20 protein-coding genes, 1 tRNA gene and 1 pseudogene are annotated in these 17327 nt (G+C 64.3%); 16 read left to right on the forward strand and 6 right to left on the reverse strand.

Features of this window, described 5'->3' with window-relative positions; genetic code table 11:
* Positions 1 to 43 precede the first annotated feature (43 nt).
* The 3 genes and pseudogenes from ribH (at position 44) to DFR52_RS00560 (ending at position 2327) form a co-directional block, all read left to right on the forward strand.
* Positions 44 to 499 (forward strand): 6,7-dimethyl-8-ribityllumazine synthase, encoded by a 456-nt coding sequence (ribH, locus tag DFR52_RS00550; protein WP_110029995.1) that lies wholly within the window; start codon positions 44 to 46, stop codon positions 497 to 499.
* Positions 496 to 1020 (forward strand): annotated as a pseudogene (gene nusB, locus DFR52_RS00555) (transcription antitermination factor NusB); the annotation flags it as partial. The gene ribH and the pseudogene nusB, both read left to right, overlap by 4 nt.
* A gap of 71 nt (positions 1021 to 1091) precedes the next feature.
* Positions 1092 to 2327: an MFS transporter gene (locus DFR52_RS00560; protein ID WP_245415141.1), complete on the forward strand. Its 1236-nt coding sequence runs from the start codon at positions 1092 to 1094 to the stop codon at positions 2325 to 2327.
* 57 nt (positions 2328 to 2384) lie between these two features.
* On the opposite strand, the gene DFR52_RS00565 is transcribed toward DFR52_RS00560, so the two are convergent.
* Positions 2385 to 3116: a class I SAM-dependent methyltransferase gene (locus tag DFR52_RS00565; protein ID WP_110029997.1), complete on the reverse strand. Its 732-nt coding sequence runs from the start codon at positions 3114 to 3116 to the stop codon at positions 2385 to 2387.
* A 400-nt stretch (positions 3117 to 3516) separates the two neighbouring features.
* On the opposite strand from DFR52_RS00565, the gene DFR52_RS00570 reads away from it, so the two are divergent.
* Positions 3517 to 5670 (forward strand): sodium-translocating pyrophosphatase, encoded by a 2154-nt coding sequence (locus DFR52_RS00570; RefSeq protein WP_110029998.1) that lies wholly within the window; start codon positions 3517 to 3519, stop codon positions 5668 to 5670.
* Between the two features lie 100 nt (positions 5671 to 5770).
* On the opposite strand, the gene DFR52_RS00575 is transcribed toward DFR52_RS00570, so the two are convergent.
* A complete protein-coding gene (locus tag DFR52_RS00575) occupies positions 5771 to 6280 on the reverse strand; it encodes an outer membrane protein assembly factor BamE (protein WP_110029999.1) in 510 nt (169 codons plus the stop codon).
* 129 nt (positions 6281 to 6409) lie between these two features.
* On the opposite strand from DFR52_RS00575, the gene DFR52_RS00580 reads away from it, so the two are divergent.
* The 6 genes from DFR52_RS00580 (at position 6410) to DFR52_RS00605 (ending at position 10862) form a co-directional block, all read left to right on the forward strand.
* Positions 6410 to 6970 carry a ubiquinol-cytochrome C chaperone family protein gene (locus DFR52_RS00580; RefSeq protein ID WP_110030000.1) on the forward strand — a complete coding sequence of 187 codons (561 nt, stop codon included), beginning with the start codon at positions 6410 to 6412 and terminating at the stop codon, positions 6968 to 6970.
* Between the two features lie 5 nt (positions 6971 to 6975).
* Complete coding sequence (locus DFR52_RS00585) at positions 6976 to 7539, forward strand: YceD family protein (RefSeq protein ID WP_110030001.1); 564 nt, start codon at positions 6976 to 6978, stop codon at positions 7537 to 7539.
* A gap of 95 nt (positions 7540 to 7634) precedes the next feature.
* Positions 7635 to 8693, forward strand: a complete 1059-nt coding sequence (plsX, locus tag DFR52_RS00590; protein ID WP_110030002.1) for a phosphate acyltransferase PlsX — start codon at positions 7635 to 7637, stop codon at positions 8691 to 8693.
* A gap of 9 nt (positions 8694 to 8702) precedes the next feature.
* Positions 8703 to 9674, forward strand: a complete 972-nt coding sequence (locus DFR52_RS00595; protein WP_110030003.1) for a beta-ketoacyl-ACP synthase III — start codon at positions 8703 to 8705, stop codon at positions 9672 to 9674.
* A gap of 169 nt (positions 9675 to 9843) precedes the next feature.
* Positions 9844 to 10173: an integration host factor subunit alpha gene (locus DFR52_RS00600; protein ID WP_110030004.1), complete on the forward strand. Its 330-nt coding sequence runs from the start codon at positions 9844 to 9846 to the stop codon at positions 10171 to 10173.
* A gap of 140 nt (positions 10174 to 10313) precedes the next feature.
* A complete protein-coding gene (locus DFR52_RS00605) occupies positions 10314 to 10862 on the forward strand; it encodes a MerR family transcriptional regulator (RefSeq protein WP_110030005.1) in 549 nt (182 codons plus the stop codon).
* A gap of 261 nt (positions 10863 to 11123) precedes the next feature.
* Here DFR52_RS00605 and DFR52_RS00610 read toward each other — a convergent pair whose 3' ends face one another.
* Positions 11124 to 11309 carry a hypothetical protein gene (locus DFR52_RS00610; RefSeq protein WP_110030006.1) on the reverse strand — a complete coding sequence of 62 codons (186 nt, stop codon included), beginning with the start codon at positions 11307 to 11309 and terminating at the stop codon, positions 11124 to 11126.
* 17 nt (positions 11310 to 11326) lie between these two features.
* The gene (locus DFR52_RS00615) at positions 11327 to 12325 is read right to left on the reverse strand and encodes a LysR family transcriptional regulator (RefSeq protein ID WP_110030007.1); all 999 of its coding nucleotides are present in this window, start codon (positions 12323 to 12325) and stop codon (positions 11327 to 11329) included.
* 138 nt (positions 12326 to 12463) lie between these two features.
* Here DFR52_RS00615 and DFR52_RS00620 point away from each other — a divergent pair, with 138 nt between their 5' ends.
* The 4 genes from DFR52_RS00620 to DFR52_RS00635 all read left to right on the forward strand — a co-directional run bounded on the left by DFR52_RS00620 (position 12464) and on the right by DFR52_RS00635 (position 15765).
* Positions 12464 to 13630, forward strand: a complete 1167-nt coding sequence (locus DFR52_RS00620; RefSeq protein ID WP_158284817.1) for a GNAT family N-acetyltransferase — start codon at positions 12464 to 12466, stop codon at positions 13628 to 13630.
* A gap of 10 nt (positions 13631 to 13640) precedes the next feature.
* Entirely contained in the window at positions 13641 to 13910 is a 270-nt protein-coding gene (locus DFR52_RS00625) for a hypothetical protein (protein WP_110030009.1), read from the forward strand.
* Between the two features lie 232 nt (positions 13911 to 14142).
* Positions 14143 to 14535 carry a pilus assembly protein TadG-related protein gene (locus DFR52_RS00630; protein ID WP_158284818.1) on the forward strand — a complete coding sequence of 131 codons (393 nt, stop codon included), beginning with the start codon at positions 14143 to 14145 and terminating at the stop codon, positions 14533 to 14535.
* Positions 14536 to 14568: 33 nt separating this feature from the next.
* Positions 14569 to 15765: a vWA domain-containing protein gene (locus tag DFR52_RS00635; RefSeq protein WP_110030011.1), complete on the forward strand. Its 1197-nt coding sequence runs from the start codon at positions 14569 to 14571 to the stop codon at positions 15763 to 15765.
* A 33-nt stretch (positions 15766 to 15798) separates the two neighbouring features.
* On the opposite strand, the gene DFR52_RS00640 is transcribed toward DFR52_RS00635, so the two are convergent.
* Complete coding sequence (locus DFR52_RS00640; protein ID WP_110030012.1) at positions 15799 to 16023, reverse strand: hypothetical protein; 225 nt, start codon at positions 16021 to 16023, stop codon at positions 15799 to 15801.
* Complete coding sequence (locus DFR52_RS00645) at positions 16020 to 16226, reverse strand: hypothetical protein (protein WP_110030013.1); 207 nt, start codon at positions 16224 to 16226, stop codon at positions 16020 to 16022. Before DFR52_RS00645 ends, DFR52_RS00640 begins: the two co-directional genes overlap by 4 nt.
* A 226-nt stretch (positions 16227 to 16452) precedes the next feature.
* On the opposite strand from DFR52_RS00645, the gene DFR52_RS00650 reads away from it, so the two are divergent.
* Together DFR52_RS00650 and DFR52_RS00655 are read left to right on the forward strand one after the other, a co-directional pair.
* On the forward strand, positions 16453 to 16950 hold the full coding sequence (locus DFR52_RS00650) for a YciE/YciF ferroxidase family protein (protein WP_110030014.1): 498 nt from the start codon (positions 16453 to 16455) through the stop codon (positions 16948 to 16950).
* Between the two features lie 256 nt (positions 16951 to 17206).
* A tRNA-Pro gene (locus DFR52_RS00655) sits at positions 17207 to 17283 on the forward strand.
* Positions 17284 to 17327: the final 44 nt, after the last annotated feature.

Below are 17327 nucleotides of genomic sequence, written 5' to 3' on the forward strand. Positions count from 1 at the left end.
TGCACAAGGCCGCCCGAGAGCGCGGTTTGAAAAGGACACCGTCATGGCCGAAGACCAGAAATCTCACCTCCTGATCGTTGAGGCGCGCTTCTACGACGACATGTCGGACGCGCTCCTCAAGGGCGCCACGCAGGCGCTGGAAGCCGCCGGCGCCACCTGGGACGTGGTCACCGTGCCCGGCGCGTTGGAGATTCCAGCCGCAATCGCCATGGCGATGGATGCCGCCGAAATGGACGGCCCGAGCTATGACGGCTATGTCGCGCTCGGTGTCATCATTCGCGGCGAGACCTTCCATTTCGAGATCGTCGCCACCGAATCCGCCCGCGGCCTGATGAACCTCGCGGTCAGTGAATCGCTGGCGCTGGGCAACGGCATCATGACGGTGGAGAACGAGGCGCAGGCCTGGGCGCGCGTCAGCCCCGACAAGCTCGACAAGGGCGGCTTTGCCGCCCGCGCGGCGCTGACCATGATCGCGCTGCGCGACAAGATGGGTGCCTGACCGTGAGTGACAAGAAACCCGCAGGAAATGCGCCGAAGGATGCCTCCGAGGTCAAGCCGGCCAACCAGCGCGGCGCCGCCCGGCTCGCGGCCGTCCAGGCACTCTACCAGATGGACATCGGTGGCGCCGGCGTGCTCGAGGTCGTCGCCGAATACGAGGCCCACCGGCTCGGCCAGGAAGTCGACGGCGAGCAGTACCGACAGGCCGACGCCGCCTGGTTCCGCGCCATTGTCTCCGGCGTCGTCGAAGGCCAGCGCGGTTTCGATCCGGTGATCCGCGGCGCGCTCAACGAGGACTGGCCGCTGTCGCGGCTCGATGCCACGCTGCGCGCCATTCTGCGGGCAGGGGCGTGGGAACTGTCCGCCAAGCGCGACGTGCCCATCGCCGTCATCGTCAACGAATATGTCGATGTCGCCCGCGCCTTCTTCGACGAGGAAGAGCCGCGCATCGTCAACGCCGTCCTGGACCGGCTGGCGCGGACGTATCGCGGCGACTCCTCGGTGCGGCCTGCCCATCGCGCTGCGGCCGATGGCGGCCAGCCTCAGGTTGACCCGACACCCGTTCCTGATACGGACGATACCGAGGACTGAGCATGGACATGGCTGGCAGGGCGCGTGACGCGGGGCAGGGCGCCGAAAGGCTGGCGCGGCGCAATGCGCTTCTTCTCTCCGCCGCGCAGGCCATCGGCGGCTCCGCCGCTCCCATCGCCATTTCCATGGGCGGCCTTGCCGGGTTCTACCTGCTGGGCGCCGACAAGTCGCTGGCCACCGCACCGGTCACCGGCTTCAATCTGGGCGTCGCCATGGGCGCCCTTCCTGCCGCCTGGATCATGCGGCGGATCGGCCGCCGCTACGGCTTCATGGGCGGCACCGTCATGACCGCGATGGGCGGGCTGCTGACCGCCATTGCGCTGTTCCGGCATGAATTCTGGCTCTTCGCCGTCGGCATGGTGCTGGTCGGGATGGGCGGCTCCTTCGTCCAGCAATACCGCTTCGCGGCGGCCGACGCTTCGCCCACGAATTTCAAGGCCCAGGCAATTTCCTGGGTGCTCGCCGGCGGCATATTCGCCGCCGTCATCGGTCCGCAGACGGTAATCTACACCCGCGAGTTCTTCGCCCCGGTCATGTTTGCCGGCTCGTTCGCCGCCATGCTGCCGCTGGCGATGATCGCGGCCGGCATTCTCTTCTTCCTGCGCATTCCCGACGACACCAAACCCGGCGATGTCGGTCACGACAATGAGCCGGCCCGGCCGCTCATCGAGATCATCACCCAGCGCCGCTTCGTCACCGCCATGATCTGCGGCGTCGGCTCCTACGCGCTGATGACCTTCATGATGACCGGCGCGCCGCTGGCCATGGTCGGCTGCGGATTTTCGGCGGATCTGGCCACGCTCGGCATCCAGTGGCACGTGATGGCGATGTTTGCGCCGAGCTTCTTCACCGGCAGGCTGATCGCCCGCTTTGGCCGCGATGCGATCGTGGCGACGGGGCTCGGCATTCTGCTGTGCTGCGCCGTCGTCGCCCATATGGGTATCGAGCTATGGAACTTCTGGCTGGCGCTGGTGCTGCTGGGCCTGGGCTGGAATTTCGGCTTCATCGGCGCCACCGCCATGGTGACCTCCACCTACCGCCAGTCGGAAAAGAACAAGGTCCAGGGCTTCCATGACGTCACCCTGTTTTCCATCGTCTCCTTCGCCTCGCTGATGTCGGGCCAGGTGCTCAACGCCTGGGGCTGGGACGCGCTCAACATGCTGATCTGGCCGGTGGCGCTGACCTGCCTGCTGGTGCTCGGCGCGCAGGTGCTGTCGGACCGGCGCAGCGCCGTCTGATCTCTTGCGACCGCCGCCGGCTGTCGCCGATTCGGCCGCAGCGCGACAGATGGTTCGTCACGGGGCGTAGGCGACCCATCCCCGAAAGGTGAGGGCGGCATAGAAGAGGCTGACACCGCCAAACCCGGCCTCCCGGAGCAGGGCCTCATCCTGTTCCGGCGACAGCACGGGAAGCCGCTCGCCTATTCCCTGGATCGCCTGTCTTGCCAGAGTCTCGGGAAAGCCGGATGCAATGCCGAACGCCGCGAAGCGATTGAGCCAGAGCTCCTTTTCACCCGCGCCCTGCGGAAAGCTGTGATGCGCGAGCACCAGAGGCGCGCCGGGCGCAAGCCGCTTGCGGATCTCGACCAGGGTCCGCAGGCGATCCTCCCTCGGCAGGAAGTGCAGGGTCAGGAGCGACGTCGCTCCGTCAAAGGGTCCACGAGGTGCGTTCTCGATATAGCCGTGGTGCAGATCGGCTCGGGAGGCAAGAGTTCCGAGCGTCTGCCGGGCCAGCCCGAGCATCTCCGCCGACGGGTCGACGCCGTCGAAACGCCAACCGGAATAAAGTTCAGCGAAAACCTTGAGTTCGAGCCCGCCTCCTGCTCCCACCACCAGAACGCGCCCCTCTGCCGGAACATGCTCGGCGAGAAGCTGTGCAGACATCCGCTGCAGATGGTGGAAGCCGGGCACCAGCCGCACCGGGCCATCGGCATATCGCGAAACTGCGTCGGCATCGGAGAAGGCGGCAGCCAGATCCTCTCCTGAACGCTTCGGTGATGCGTGCGCATCCTTGTCGTCGATGGTCATCCGTTGCTCCTGCCCGACAGCCGCCAGGACGCCCGCCGGAACCGTGTTCATTCAAGTAACATATGTAGTTACATGAGTCGCGGCAAGTCAACGTGATGCCTGTGCGAAACGGGCCGATTGTTTTCGCGCCAGTCTTCCAAACCCATGGGAAGACGCCGTATTCGCGTGGGAAAGCCGGTTTCCGCCGTCGTGCCTGCATCAGCGTTGCCGCTTGGGCACTGTTTCCTTTGACATATGGTTGAGTTGGGCACCGCATTGCGGCATCCGCCCTTGACGCGGTGCACCCGGTACCGCAATCATCCGCCCCGATGCGACGGGGTGGACGGACATGCGTCTGTCAGCCAACCGTTGCGCGGGTAACGGCCGGGGGGAGTTCCGGCCCTATTGGAGGGAAATCGGCATGAACATTCTTTTTGCTGTGATCGCCTGTGGAGTGCTGTCCATTGTCTACGCCGTCTGGGCGACCAACTCGGTGCTGGCCGCCGACCAGGGCAATGCACGCATGCAGGAGATCGCAGGCTATATTCGCGAGGGCGCGCAGGCCTATCTCAATCGACAGTACACCACGATCGCCATCGTCGGCGTCGTCGTGCTGGCGCTGACCTGGTGGCTGCTCGGCGCCACGGCGGCGATCGGCTTTCTGATCGGAGCGGTGCTGTCGGGCCTGGCCGGCTATGTCGGCATGCATGTCTCCGTGCGCGCCAATGTCCGCACCGCGCAGGCGTCCGCCAGCAGCCTGTCTGCCGGTCTCGACATCGCCTTCAAGGCGGGCGCCATCACCGGCATGCTGGTGGCGGGCCTCGCGCTTCTGGGCGTCGCCGTCTACTACTACATCCTCACCGGCCCGCTGGGGCTGGCATCTGACAGCCGTGCCGTCATCGACGCGCTGGTGTCGCTCGGCTTCGGCGCCTCGCTGATTTCCATCTTCGCCCGTCTCGGTGGCGGCATCTTCACCAAGGGCGCCGATGTTGGCGGCGATCTCGTCGGCAAGGTCGAGGCCGGCATTCCGGAAGACGACCCGCGCAACCCGGCCACCATCGCCGACAATGTGGGCGACAATGTCGGCGATTGCGCCGGCATGGCCGCCGACCTGTTCGAGACCTATGCGGTGACCGTCGTCGCCACCATGGTTCTGGCCGCCATCTTCTTCGGCGGTTCGGCCCTGCTGGAATCCGCGATGCTGTATCCGCTCGCCATCTGCGGCGCCTCGATCATCACCTCGATCGTCGGCACTTTCTTCGTCAAGCTCGGCCAGAACGGCTCGATCATGGGCGCCCTCTACAAGGGCCTCATCGTAACCGGCCTGCTGTCGATCATCGGCCTCGGCGGCGCCACCTCGCTGACCATCGGCTGGGGCGAGATCGCCGTCATCAAGGGCCAGACGATCACCGGCACGGCGCTCTTCGGCTGCGGCCTCATCGGCCTCGTCGTCACCGCGCTCATCGTGGTCATCACCGAGTACTACACCGGTACCAACAAGCGGCCGGTCAACTCGATCAGCCAGGCCTCGGTCACCGGTCACGGCACCAATGTCATCCAGGGCCTTGCGGTCTCGCTGGAATCGACGGCCCTGCCGGCGCTCGTCATCGTCGGCGGCATCATCTCGACCTACCAGCTCGCCGGTCTCTTCGGCACCGGCATCGCGGTCACCGCCATGCTCGGTATCGCCGGCATGATCGTCGCGCTCGATGCCTTCGGCCCCGTCACGGACAATGCCGGTGGCATCGCAGAAATGGCCGGCCTGCCTCCGGAGGTGCGCAAGTCGACCGACGCGCTCGACGCCGTCGGCAACACCACCAAGGCCGTCACCAAGGGCTATGCCATCGGATCGGCCGGTCTCGGCGCCCTGGTGCTGTTTGCAGCCTACTCCAACGACCTGCAGTTCTTCGCGCTGAAGGCCAACGAGGCCGGTTCCACGCTCTACCCCTACTTCAAGGACATGGGCGAGATCTCCTTCGATCTGTCCAATCCCTATGTGGTGGCCGGACTGATCTTCGGCGGCATGATCCCCTATCTCTTCGGCGGCATCGCCATGACGGCCGTTGGCCGCGCGGCGGGCTCGATCGTGGAGGAAGTGCGCATGCAGTTCCGCACCAAGCCCGGCATCATGGCGGGCACGGAGAAACCCGACTACGGCCGTGCGGTGGACATCCTCACCAAGGCCGCCATCCGCGAGATGATCGTCCCGTCGCTGCTGCCGGTGCTTGCGCCGCTGGTGGTCTATTTCGGCGTCTATCTCATCTCGGGCTCCAAGGCCTCGGCCTTTGCGGCGCTGGGCGCATCGCTCCTCGGCGTGATCGTCAACGGCCTGTTCGTCGCCATCTCGATGACCTCGGGCGGCGGTGCGTGGGACAACGCCAAGAAGTCGTTCGAGGACGGCTTCATCGACAAGGACGGCGTCAAGCATGTCAAGGGTTCGGAGGCCCACAAGGCATCCGTGACCGGCGACACGGTGGGTGACCCCTACAAGGACACCGCCGGCCCGGCCGTCAACCCGGCGATCAAGATCACCAACATCGTGGCCCTGCTGCTGCTGGCGGTGCTGGCGCACTGATCCACCGGCTCAGGAACAGCAAAAGAAAACCGCCCGGAGCGATCCGGGCGGTTTTTCATGGGGATGCCACCGAGGGCGGCTGGCGGGCAGGCCTCGAGCGCTATTGCTGGCCGGTCATGGCGCGGCCCACTGCGGCAGCCGTCGCCTTGGATCCGGTCGCACCCGTCAGCATCTGGATCAGGAACGACTGATCCTTGCCGCCGGTCGGCGTGATGCGCTTGATCATGTCGAACGCCTTGCCGTCCTTGAGGGTGTAGTTGGCGATGTTGGACACCACGCCGTCCCCGTCGAAATAGACGGCCAGCACCGACTGGTCGACCAGCCTGGATTTCATGAAGGCCGCGCCGCGCACGCGCTTCTGGGAAATGTAGTAGAACACCTCGTTGTCGAATGTGGCTGTGGTCGACGGGGTTCCCAGCGACAGCAGCACCTGTTCGCGCGACGAGCCGACCGGAACCAGTTCCAGCGTGCCCTGATCGACGACATATCCCTGCTTGAAGACCTCTTGTGTGGTGCAGCCGGAAACCGCGACCGCCGAGGCGAGCAACAGTGCCACGCCAAGCCGAAAACCCCGGCTGCCTGCCTTGAAATCAGTGTTCGTCAACGACATCTCCCTCCGGCGGGCACGTTTGGCTCAGCCATTGCGTTTTGTGCCCCATTCGGTAAACCAGCTTCCGCAAGGATGCAACATGCGTGACCTGCCAGCGGACCGAACCCATCCTTTATTGAAGGCAATTTCATGATCTTCTCCTTGTTCAAGCGAAAAAAGGCCAATGCGGCCGTCGTCGGCCGGCAATACCAGGCCTTGACCGACGCGGCGCGCGACCCCGGCTTCTACACCGCCATGAACGTGCCTGACACGGTGCTCGGCCGTTTCGAGATGGTCTGCATCCACATGGTGCTCTATTTCCGCCGCACCCGTGCTGCAGGCGAAGCTGTCGAGCAACTGTCCCAGGACATCGTCGATGCCTTCTTCGAGGACATCGATCATTCCATTCGCGAGTTGGGCATCGGCGACACCGGCGTTCCCAAGCGCATGAAGACGCTCGCCCGCATGTTCTACGGCCGCGGCAAGAGCTATGGTGACGCTCTGGACGCCTCGAACCGTGCCGGCCTCGCCGAGGCGCTGTTGCGCAATATCCGCCCTGATTCCGCCGCAGCCGGCGCGCAGGATGCCGCCTCGATGCTGCCGCTGGCCGACTACATGATCCGCGCCGACACCGCTCTCGGCAAGGTCACCGATGCAACCCTCGCAGCAGGCCTGGTGGTGTTTCCCGCCGCCAGCAACGCAGAGGCATGAGCCCCATGAGCACTATGTCCGAAGCCCCCTTTTCGCATCTGGTCAAGGTGGGCCGGATCTCCTCCAGGCCGGCCACCGTCACCCTCACCGCGGATGCCGCCGATCTTCGCCGGCTGGCGGCAACGTGGAGCGTGCCGGAGGTGCTGGAGTTCACCGCCACCCTGGCGCTGTCGCGCTGGAAGCGCGATGGCGTGCGCATCAAGGGCCATGTCGCCGCCCGCATCCTGCAGGAATGCGTGGTGACGCTCGAGCCGGTGGAAACGGCGGTCGACGAGGACTTCGAGACCATCGTCGTGCCGGAGGATTCGAAGCTGGCGCGCATGGAGCCCGACTCGGCCGGCGAGATCTTTCTCGATCCGGAAGGTCCGGACCTGCCGGACACCTATGCCGGCGATTCCGTTGATATCGGCGCCATCGCCGCCGAATTCGCGGCCCTCGGCATCGATCTCTATCCGCGCAAGCCGGGTGTCGCCTTCACCTCCGCCGTCGATGAGCCTGACCCGGTGGAACGCAAGCCTTCTCCGTTCGCGGCTCTCAAGGCTTTGAAATCGGATGGATCCGCCAGTTAAATGCCGCTTCTCAGACAAAGCGGTTGTGCGGACGGCGAAAACCAGTATTTTCGGCCAGCAAATCCGGCCGCGAGAGCCGGGGGATAGGACGGGGTGTGGTAAGGATTTCCGTGGACTTGATGGGGGGCGATCATGGCCCCGAAGTGGTGGTGCCGGGAGTGGCGCTGGCTCTGGAGCGACATCCCGATATCCGGTTCACTCTTTTCGGCCTGCAGCCCGCCTGCAGACCCGTCCTTGACCGGCACCCGTCCTTGCGCGCGGCGTCGACCTTCGTGCCCTGCGAAGTGGCCGTCGGCATGGATGACAAGCCCAGCCAGGCACTGCGCCAGGGGCGCTACCGCTCGACGATGTGGCGCGCCATCGAGGCGGTGAAGACCGGCGACGCCGATGTCTGCGTCTCGGCCGGCAATACCGGCGCGCTGATGGCGATGTCCAAATTCTGCCTGCGCACCATGGCCAATATCGAGCGGCCCGCCATAGCCGCCATCTGGCCGACGATGCGCGGCGAGAGCATTGTGCTCGATGTCGGCGCCACCGTCGGCTCCGATGCGCAGCAGCTGTTCGACTTCGCCGTCATGGGCGCGGCGATGGCCCGGTCGCTGTTCGAGATCGAACGCCCGCTCGTCGGCCTGCTCAACATCGGCGTCGAGGAGGTCAAGGGCCTTGACGAGATCAGGGAGGCAGGCCGCCTGATCCGGGAGGCCAACCTCCAGAGCTTCGAATATGCCGGCTTCGTCGAGGGCGGCGACATCGGCAAGGGGACGGTCGATGTGGTCGTCACCGAGGGCTTTGTCGGCAACATCGCGTTGAAGACGGCCGAAGGCACGGCGCGGCAGATGGCGGAGTATCTGCGCGCGGCGATGTCGCGGTCGTGGATGTCCAAGATCGGCTATGTGCTGGCCAAGAGTGCTTTCGACCGGCTGCGGGAGAAGATGGATCCGGGCAAGGTCAATGGCGGCGTGTTCCTCGGTCTCAACGGCATCGTCATCAAGAGCCATGGCGGCGCCGATGCAGAAGGCTTTGCGGCGGCGGTCGACGTGGCCTATGACATGGCGCGCAACGGACTGACGGCGAAAATCGAAAACGATCTCAATATCTATCATTCCCGTCGCAAGGCACTGTCCGCCGTTGCGACCGCTCAATCACCCGACTAGGACTTTGGCATGATCCGTTCAGTGTTACGCGGCTTCGGGGCATCGCTTCCGAAGCGCATCATGAAAAATCGCGAATTTGAATCGCTCGTCGACACCAGCGACGAGTGGATCGTTCAGCGATCAGGCATCGAGCAGCGCCACATCGCGGGGGAGGGCGAAACCACCGCTTCGCTCGGCGAGGCGGCGGCGCGGGCGGCGTTGGAGCGCGCCGGTCTGACTGTCGCCGACATCGACATGATCATTGTCGCCACCTCGACACCCGACAACACCTTCCCCGCCACGGCGGTCAACATCCAGAACCGGCTCGGCATGCACCACGGCTCGGCCTTCGACGTGCAGGCCGTGTGTTCGGGGTTTGTGTACGGCCTGACCACGGCCGATTGCTATATCCGCGCCGGCATGGCCAGGCGCGTGCTGGTGATCGGCGCCGAGACATTTTCGCGGCTCCTCGACTGGACCGACCGCACCACCTGCGTCCTGTTCGGCGACGGCGCCGGCGCGGTGATCATCGAGGCGGTGGAGTCCGAGGGGCTGGTCTCTGATCGCGGCATCCTCACTGCCCATCTGCGCTCCGATGGAGCCCATTGCGAGAAGCTCTATGTCGATGGCGGCCCCTCGACAACCGGCACTGTCGGTCACCTGCGCATGCAGGGAAGGGAGGTCTTCAAGCACGCGGTGGGCATGATCACGGATGTGATCGAAGACGCCTTTTCCGCCACCGGCCTCACATCCGAGGATCTCACCTGGTTCGTGCCTCACCAGGCCAACCGCCGGATTATCGACGCCTCCGCCAAGAAGCTGGGCATTGCCGACAGCAAGGTGGTGATCACTGTCGACCATCACGGAAATACATCGGCGGCCTCGATCCCGCTTGCTCTCGCCGAAGCTGCATCCGATGGGCGCATAAAGCAGGGCGATCTGGTGCTTCTCGAGGCAATGGGCGGCGGATTTACCTGGGGATCGGTGCTGCTGCGCTGGTGATTATCGCGGTGATCGTGCCGGTCTGATACGGATTTGCGTCTTTATTTACTTAATTTTTCATCAACGACGGGTGGCGAATAATGTGCTGCTTGACCTGGCCTCACATGATCCATAGAGTTGTCACGTTGTCTAAACGGTTGCGATTTTGCTGACCGGTTTGGTGGGGAATATGACTGGAAAAACGATCACCAGGGCCGATCTTGCCGAAGCGGTTTTTCGCAAGGTGGGTTTGTCGCGCACTGAATCCGCTGAACTCGTGGAGATGGTAATCGACGAGGTCTGCAACGCCGTTGTGCGTGGCGACAGCGTCAAGCTGTCCTCCTTCGCGACCTTTCAGGTCCGCGACAAGAAGGAACGGATCGGCCGCAACCCCAAGACCGGCGAGGAAGTCCCGATTTCCGAACGCCGCGTCATGACCTTCAAGGCTTCCAACGTGCTCAAGCAGCGTGTCCTGAAGGGCCATTCCGGGCAAAAAGGCAAGAAGGCCAGCGCAGGCTGAAGGCCGGCGACCGGAGCATGGCGCGATCGGCTGCGGAAAACCGTGTCCAGCCCTGATCCGGCACTTGATATTTCCCATCCAAACCGTTGCAATGGCTTGTGCTTCTATCCGGCAAGTGCGATTCGTTGACATCGGAGCAGATGATGGACAAGAGCCCAGACGCATTCCGAACCATTTCCGAGGTTGCCGACGACCTGGATCTGCCCCAGCACGTGCTGCGCTTCTGGGAAACCCGATTCATCCAGATCAAGCCGATGAAGCGGGGAGGTGGCAGGCGTTACTATCGCCCCGATGACATCGAATTGCTCAAGGGCATCCGGCATCTGCTGTATGAGCAAGGCTACACCATCAAGGGCGTGCAGAAGCTGCTCAAGCAGAACGGCAACAAATTCGTCATTTCGATCGGTGCCGGCGACCGCGATGCGTTCGAGGCCCTGGCCGCCGGGATCGCCGACGACAAGCCCGAGCCTCACATCGCTCCGCCCCTGATCGAAGAGGACCAGCTGGTCGGCAAGGCGCGCCCGCCCGCAAGGCGCTATTTCAGCCTCGGCGGCGACGGCGCCGCCGCAAGGCCGGCGGAGGATCCGTCGGCTCTGGGCCATGGTGTCTCGCGCGAGGATCGGGCGTTGCTGCAGGAGGCGCTCTACGACCTGCTCGAGTGCAAGCGTCTTCTCGACCAGGTGCGCTGATCCCTGGACAGGGCAATGCGACCCATCAGAACCTTGGAGCGCGACCGCGAGTCAGTGAAAAGCAGAAGCGCTCTAAGGTTATGAGTTTTGGTCGAGCCTGCAGGTACGGCCGTCCTCTATCGGATCCGGCTGATTTCCGCTTCTGCCGCCCGATGCCCCGCGGATACTCACGTCCGATTGTCCAGTCCGCCGCTGCCACGGTAGGCCGGACCATGGCCCTGATCGCGCCGCCCGCCGCAACCGCCGGGGCTGCTCCCGGCGTCAGTTGAGCTGCCGGTCCCGCGCCTTTCGGGCTTTGGCCATTGCCTTTTCCAGGTCCCGCGCGACCTCCGGGCTCTTGTTCTCGCGCGCCAGGGCCAGCGCCATGTCGAGCTGCATCATGATCATGGCCAGACGGTCATCATCACTCTGGCTGTCGAGATGCACCGCCTTGATGGGGAATTCCATTGCTTGGCGTTTTCTGATCATGACCGGGCAGTAAACCCCTCGAAATAGGCGCGCAGATCGTCGCGCGAAAACCGTTCTTCAATGTCCGCCGGCATCAGCAGCTTCTCGCCGAACCACGGATATTGCTGCGCATCGAACGCATCTGCCAGAAAATCGATGAACTGGCGGTGACGCGCAGACTTCATGATTTCCGGGTGCGTTGCAAGCCAGATCTCCGCCATGAAGGTCGTGCCGAAATTCACCGACACCACGTCCCCGCCAATGGCGCGGGCATAATTGGGCATCAGTCCGATGCCGGCGCCCTTGGTGATCGCCCAGTAATGGGCGCTCGAGAAGTTGGTCTTGAGCCGCACCATGCGCTCGGCGACCTGCTGGCCGTAAATGCGCTCGAGCCCGTAGCCCTTGAGCTGGTCGGTCTCCTGCTCGACGATGCGATGTCCTGCGAGTTCGATCAGGTTCCTGGGCGCGCCGTGCTTGGCGATGTAGCCGGCGCTGGCGAACGGCACCATGTGCAGGTAACCCAGCCGCCGGGTGATCAGCTCCGGGCGCTCCGGCTTGACCAGCTGGATGGAAATATCGGCCTCCAGCCGCATGACGTCCACCGAGCGCATCGCGCATTGCAGTTCGATGCGGTTCTGGGCGTTGGTCTCGTCCATGTACTTGACGATGCGGGGCGTCAGCCAGAACGAGCCGAGGCCCTCGGTGATCGCCAGCCGGATCGGGCCGTTGGCGGCTTTCTCCGCCAGCGCCGCGATGCGCCACATGTCGGAGACGGAGCTTTCGACATCGCGCGCGGCCATCACCACCCTGCGGCCCTCGACGGTCAGCCGCACGCCGTCGGCCTCACGGTGCAGCAGCGGGTAGCCGAGCTGGTCCTCGAGCCGCAGGATGGTCCGGCGGACGGTGTTGATCGCGATGCCGAGTTCATCGGCGGCCTTGCGAAAACTCGCCGCCCGCGAAACCACGAGCAGGATGCGGATGCTGTTCCAGTCGGCGTTGCGCCAGGGGTGTTCCATGGGTGGAACTCACTGTTTCAATCTTTGCCAAAGCCAATGGATTAGCGGAGACGCTAATACACCATCACGCCAATCAGGATGGTTAAGCCAATGTACACTGCACCAGAAAATAGAGTTTCGCCTCCAAATGCAAGCGTATTGCCCGGTCGCTCGGAATTCGACGCCGAGAGGGTGGATCGGGCGGCCGCGCTGGTCAGCGTCACCAACCGCGTCGAGGCAGCCGACGTCCCCGACCTGCTCGCCGCCGCCGGCAAGGTCATCGGCCGGCTGGCGACGCCGGAAACGGTTCTGCGCGTGGCCGCCTCCAATGCCGATTCAATCTGGCTGTTTTCCCGCCGAGGCCGCTCGAGGGCAGAGGGATTCGTCTCGATGCTGCTGCTCACCGCGGCCGGCCGCTCGGCGCTGTTCGACGGCAGGCTCAACCTTCTCGACCCCCAGCCGGAATATCTGGTCAGCCAGCACCAGAAGCCGGCCGCCATCTATATCTGGGCCAGCTACACGCCGGGTCTGCTTGCCGCCGGCCTGTCGCGGGTCATGGACCGTTTCGACTCGCCGCATTATGCGCAGGCCGACATCATCTCGACCTCCTTCACCGTGCGGGGACACCGGGCCATGGTGCGGCGCGGCTTCGAGCAGGGGGTCTGGCACGAGGGCAGGTTTCTCGACGGCTTCTACATGGTGCCGCGGGCGCCGGCGACGCTGGCCGAGCGCCTGCCGCGCTACGCCACCCATGACAGGGTGCTGCGCCCGACCGGCATCCGCGTGGTCAATGGCTTCGATGACATGATGCGGATTGCCGCCGTTCGCTCCGCCGTCTTCATCGGCGAGCAGGCCTGTCCTTTCGATGAGGAATTCGATGGCAACGATCTCGCAGCCACGCATCTGCTGGCCTTCGTCGACAACGAGCCCGCCGGCTGCATGCGGCTGCGCTTCTTCGGCGACTTCGCCAAGCTCGAACGGCTCGCCGTCCGCAAGGAATACCGGCGCTCGACCACGGCCTTCAGCCTGGTCCGCGCCAGCGTCGCACTCTGCCGCGACAAGGGCTTCCGTCGCATCTACGGCCATGCGCGCGAGGACTATCTGCCCTTCTGGCAGCACTTCGGCTTCAGGCTGAAGGAGAATGGTGCGCCGTTCGCCTTCTCCGATCACCTGTTCGTCGAGATGGTCGACGAGATCGAGCCCCCGGCGGGCGCATTGTCGCTTGCCGATGATCCCTATCGCCTCATCCGCCCCGAGGGGTCCTGGCATGTGCCGGGTCCGCTGGAGCTCTCTGCAGCCCGTTCGACCACTGTCGTGCCGAACTGAGGGAACCGCAATGCCGAACGGTCAGGCGGAAGCCTTCGCATGGATCATCCGAACCCTTGTCAATTGCCGGCAGGAGGCTGAGCGGCTCAATCTCGCCGATCTGAGCCAGGTCATCAACATGGCGGTGCTGCAGACGGCGCTCGACTGGGAGGGCAAGGAACCCGCCACGGGAAAGGAAACAGGTCTTGAGGCGTTGCTGCGCCTGAAGATGAAACTCGCATTTTCGGAACGGAGCGACAACGTCGTCCTTCTGAATTCGAAAACCGCCGGGGAAGCCTAACGACCAGCGGTTGCCGGGCAGGTGCAGGGTTGACGCCCCCGTTCACGGGCGCACCTGCCCGGTTTTTTTGCGCGCGGCGCTCCCCGCCACTCCTTCCGCTGTCCGTGCGTCATCGGCAAGCGGCGCCCGGCAATCGATGGTCATATTTTAGGATAGGCGTTAGGCCAATCGAGATGTTCCTGCTCTATCCGTGCACGTCCGGGACGGTGCAATGGAGCGGTGCGCAAACCACATGGCAAAGTCATTCCTCAAAGACCGAGCGGGCAATATCGGCCTCTCCTTTGCCGTCCTGTCGCTTCCCATGTTGCTCGCAGGCGGCCTCGCGGTCGACTATATCGGGCTGAGCGTCCACCGGACCTCGCTGCAGAATGCCGTTGATGCCGCAGCCCTGGCCGTCGCCCGCGAGGGCCGGATCAGCGAGGAGGCGGCGCTCGATATCGCCATCGACACGGTTGCCGGCAACTTCGCCGACGGCCGGGCCTTCGATGTCGAGGTCAAGCTCGTCGGCGACGATGTGACCGTCCGGGCAAACGCGGAGCAGCCCTTGATGTTTGGCGGCTTCATCGGATCGAAGACGATGCCGGTCGGCGCCGTGGCCACGGCCACCTACGCATCGACCAGATAAGAGATCGCCTTTGTTCTCGACACCACCGGCTCCATGGCTGGCGGCAAGCTGGTCTCGCTGCAGGATGCTGCCCTGGGGCTGGTCGCAGACATGGCCTCGCTGGAGTTGGGAAAGGATCAGATCCGGTTTGCCGTCGTTCCCTATGCCACCTTCGTCAATGTCGGTCCGGACCATGCGCCCACGATCAACGGCGCGGGCAAGGTTACGCACCCGGGCGCGGAGTGGCTCGACCAGGATGCAAGAATCGCGCTTCCGCAGGTCGACCTCCCGGATGGCCTGAGCCGGTTTGCCATGTACCGGCATCTCGGCAAGCCATGGCCGGGATGCGTGGAGACCCGGCAGGCCAGCTCCAGCGGTGCCCACGATACCGATGACACGGTGCCCGACCCCGGCGATCCGGCCACCTTGTTCACCCCGACATTTGCCATCGACGAGCCGGATGACAAGGGCAGGTATCCGAACTCCTACCTGCCCGATGCGGGCCGGCCGGCCAACGGCAAGAAGGCGACGGCGGCCGGAAGGGAAAGCCAGCTCGTCCGCTATGGCGCGACCGAAACATACGTCAAGCCGAAGAACCTGGAAGACACTCTCGCCCATACGTCGAAATGGAAGAAGGTGAAGGTCGACGATTCCGCTTCCAGGTTCTATGCCAACGAGTCCGATGCCAGGGGGCCCGGCTACGGCTGCGAGACCAAGCCGCTGGTGCCGCTGACCTCGGATTTCGCGCGGATCAGCACCGTGGTGAAGGGGCTCAGCGCCAACGGCTCCACCAACACGCTCGAGGGCGTGATGTGGGGATGGCGCGTCCTGTCCAAACGCCCGCCGTTCAGCGAAGGCGCGGCAAAGTCCGATGCAGCTACGCAGAAGATCATGATCTTCGTCACCGACGGTGCCAATTCATTCGGCAACCTGCCCAATGACTTGGGTTCGGGCTATTCCAGTTTCGGCTACCTGGTCGATGGCCGCCTCGACGGCATGATCTCGGCAAACGCGTCGCAGACCAATGACGCGCTCAACGACCGGACGGAAGCCGCGTGCGGCAAGGCCAAGGCCGATGGCATCGAGATCTACTCGATCCGGCTGGAGGAGCCCGACGTCAGCACGGCCGCCATGCTCGCCAACTGTGCAAGCGGCAGTAACCACTATTTCGATGCCCCCTCGCGCCAGGATCTCTCCGACATCTTCAGGGACATCAGGAAGGGCATTGTTCGGGTCCGCCTGACATCCTGACGGCCTCGCCCCTCCGTCCGGCGGGGAGGGCGTTCAGCCGTGGAATTCACCTTCATTGGCTTCGCCTTCGTCGCGGTGGATCTTCCAGTCCTCGCCGGACGGCTTCTGCGAAGTGGCGTCGTCATGGCCGGTGATGACCCGCGGCTTGGCGCTGGAAACCCCGCTGTTGTGGCTGCCTTTGTCCGACTGCTTGAACTGGCCTTTGGCGTCCTTGCGGATGGCGTCAGGAGCCGGTGTCGCCTGCTTCTTCGTGCTCATGGCTTGCGCTTCCCGGTCTTGCCCGCGTCCTTGAGACTGCTGCGGTCTGGATCGTCGAGCGTTTCGCCTGCGGCGTCAGGGTTGGTTGCCGGATTGTCCTCCGCGGGCAGATAGCCGCTGGGGCGGGTTTCCGGCGGCCCTTCCCAGCGGGGGGACTGTTCGGACGTGCCGGCGGGGGCGGGCTTGGGAGACTTCTTTTCCATGGTTTCCTCCGAAGTGTCGTGATCGTCTCTCTTCCAACTCCCTTGTTGCCTGGCGGTTCTAGTCCCCGTACCCGACGCCGCCATGACGGGGATGGTCCGCGGATTCCTTTAGAAGCAAGTTGTAATCTGATGGAACGCAACCGTTTTTGGCGGAACCTAGCGGCAGGGTCCGAGTTATGTCCACGGTCACAAACCGGTGATCGGACAGAAAGAAGGGAGCCACCTGATGGCCAAGGAAAAGACGCTCGAGGACCTGTTTCACGACACCCTCAAGGACATCTACTATGCCGAACGCAAGATCCTCAAGACGCTGCCGAAGATGAAGCGCGCGGCCAATTCCGAAGGTCTCAAAGCGGCCTTCGACAAGCACCACGCCCAGACCGAGGGCCAGATCGAGCGGCTGCAGCAGGTCTTCGAACTGATGGGCAAGCCGGCCCGCGGCAAGACCTGCGACGCGATCGAGGGCATCATCTCGGAAGGCGAGGAGATCATGGACGAATTCAAGGGCTCGCCGGCGCTGGATGCGGGTCTGATCTCTTCCGCCCAGGCGGTCGAGCACTATGAGATCACCCGCTATGGCACGCTGAAGCGCTGGGCGACGGAGCTCGGCATGACCGACGCGGCCAAGCTGCTCGATGCCACGCTGCAGGAGGAATCCCAGACCGACAGCGACCTCACCAAGCTCGCCGAGGGATCCGCCAACAAGCAGGCTCGCGCCAAGTGACATGAGAAGGCAGCCGGGGGTGATCCCGGCTGCCTTGTCGATGCCGATGGTGTGCCGGGCCGGACCGGTCAGTCAAGCGGGGCAGGCGCGCAAGCGTGACCTGACCTGCACGTTTGTAAAAACCGGGCCCCGGGCTCGCTGGGCGAGGCGGCGGAGCCCGAGGGGGTCGGATCGCCCGCGGTGTCGATGCTTTTTCGACAATCTGACCGGCGAGGACTTGCGCGCAAAAGCCTGATGATCTAGAGCCTCTTCCAGTCGGAGCGTAGCGCAGCCCGGTAGCGCACTAGTCTGGGGGACTAGGGGTCGTCGGTTCGAATCCGGCCGCTCCGACCATTATCCAATTTTTGAAAGAAGCCCCACCGGTCTCGGCCCGGCGG

This window comes from Hoeflea marina, from assembly GCF_003182275.1.
Classification (GTDB): Bacteria; Pseudomonadota; Alphaproteobacteria; order Rhizobiales; family Rhizobiaceae; genus Hoeflea; species Hoeflea marina.

Excerpts from the sequence above, each read along its gene's own strand:
- ribH (WP_110029995.1), top strand. The coding sequence starts at position 44 with ATGGCCGAAGACCAGAAATCTCACCTCCTGATCGTTGAGGCGCGCTTC.
- DFR52_RS00560 (WP_245415141.1), top strand. The coding sequence starts at position 1,092 with ATGGACATGGCTGGCAGGGCGCGTGACGCGGGGCAGGGCGCCGAAAGG.
- DFR52_RS00565 (WP_110029997.1), bottom strand. The coding sequence starts at position 3,116 with ATGACCATCGACGACAAGGATGCGCACGCATCACCGAAGCGTTCAGGA.
- DFR52_RS00570 (WP_110029998.1), top strand. The coding sequence starts at position 3,517 with ATGAACATTCTTTTTGCTGTGATCGCCTGTGGAGTGCTGTCCATTGTC.
- DFR52_RS00575 (WP_110029999.1), bottom strand. The coding sequence starts at position 6,280 with ATGTCGTTGACGAACACTGATTTCAAGGCAGGCAGCCGGGGTTTTCGG.
- DFR52_RS00580 (WP_110030000.1), top strand. The coding sequence starts at position 6,410 with ATGATCTTCTCCTTGTTCAAGCGAAAAAAGGCCAATGCGGCCGTCGTC.
- DFR52_RS00585 (WP_110030001.1), top strand. The coding sequence starts at position 6,976 with ATGAGCACTATGTCCGAAGCCCCCTTTTCGCATCTGGTCAAGGTGGGC.
- DFR52_RS00595 (WP_110030003.1), top strand. The coding sequence starts at position 8,703 with ATGATCCGTTCAGTGTTACGCGGCTTCGGGGCATCGCTTCCGAAGCGC.
- DFR52_RS00600 (WP_110030004.1), top strand. The coding sequence starts at position 9,844 with ATGACTGGAAAAACGATCACCAGGGCCGATCTTGCCGAAGCGGTTTTT.
- DFR52_RS00605 (WP_110030005.1), top strand. The coding sequence starts at position 10,314 with ATGATGGACAAGAGCCCAGACGCATTCCGAACCATTTCCGAGGTTGCC.
- DFR52_RS00610 (WP_110030006.1), bottom strand. The coding sequence starts at position 11,309 with ATGGAATTCCCCATCAAGGCGGTGCATCTCGACAGCCAGAGTGATGAT.
- DFR52_RS00615 (WP_110030007.1), bottom strand. The coding sequence starts at position 12,325 with ATGGAACACCCCTGGCGCAACGCCGACTGGAACAGCATCCGCATCCTG.
- DFR52_RS00625 (WP_110030009.1), top strand. The coding sequence starts at position 13,641 with ATGCCGAACGGTCAGGCGGAAGCCTTCGCATGGATCATCCGAACCCTT.
- DFR52_RS00630 (WP_158284818.1), top strand. The coding sequence starts at position 14,143 with ATGGCAAAGTCATTCCTCAAAGACCGAGCGGGCAATATCGGCCTCTCC.
- DFR52_RS00635 (WP_110030011.1), top strand. The coding sequence starts at position 14,569 with ATGGCTGGCGGCAAGCTGGTCTCGCTGCAGGATGCTGCCCTGGGGCTG.
- DFR52_RS00640 (WP_110030012.1), bottom strand. The coding sequence starts at position 16,023 with ATGAGCACGAAGAAGCAGGCGACACCGGCTCCTGACGCCATCCGCAAG.
- DFR52_RS00645 (WP_110030013.1), bottom strand. The coding sequence starts at position 16,226 with ATGGAAAAGAAGTCTCCCAAGCCCGCCCCCGCCGGCACGTCCGAACAG.
- DFR52_RS00650 (WP_110030014.1), top strand. The coding sequence starts at position 16,453 with ATGGCCAAGGAAAAGACGCTCGAGGACCTGTTTCACGACACCCTCAAG.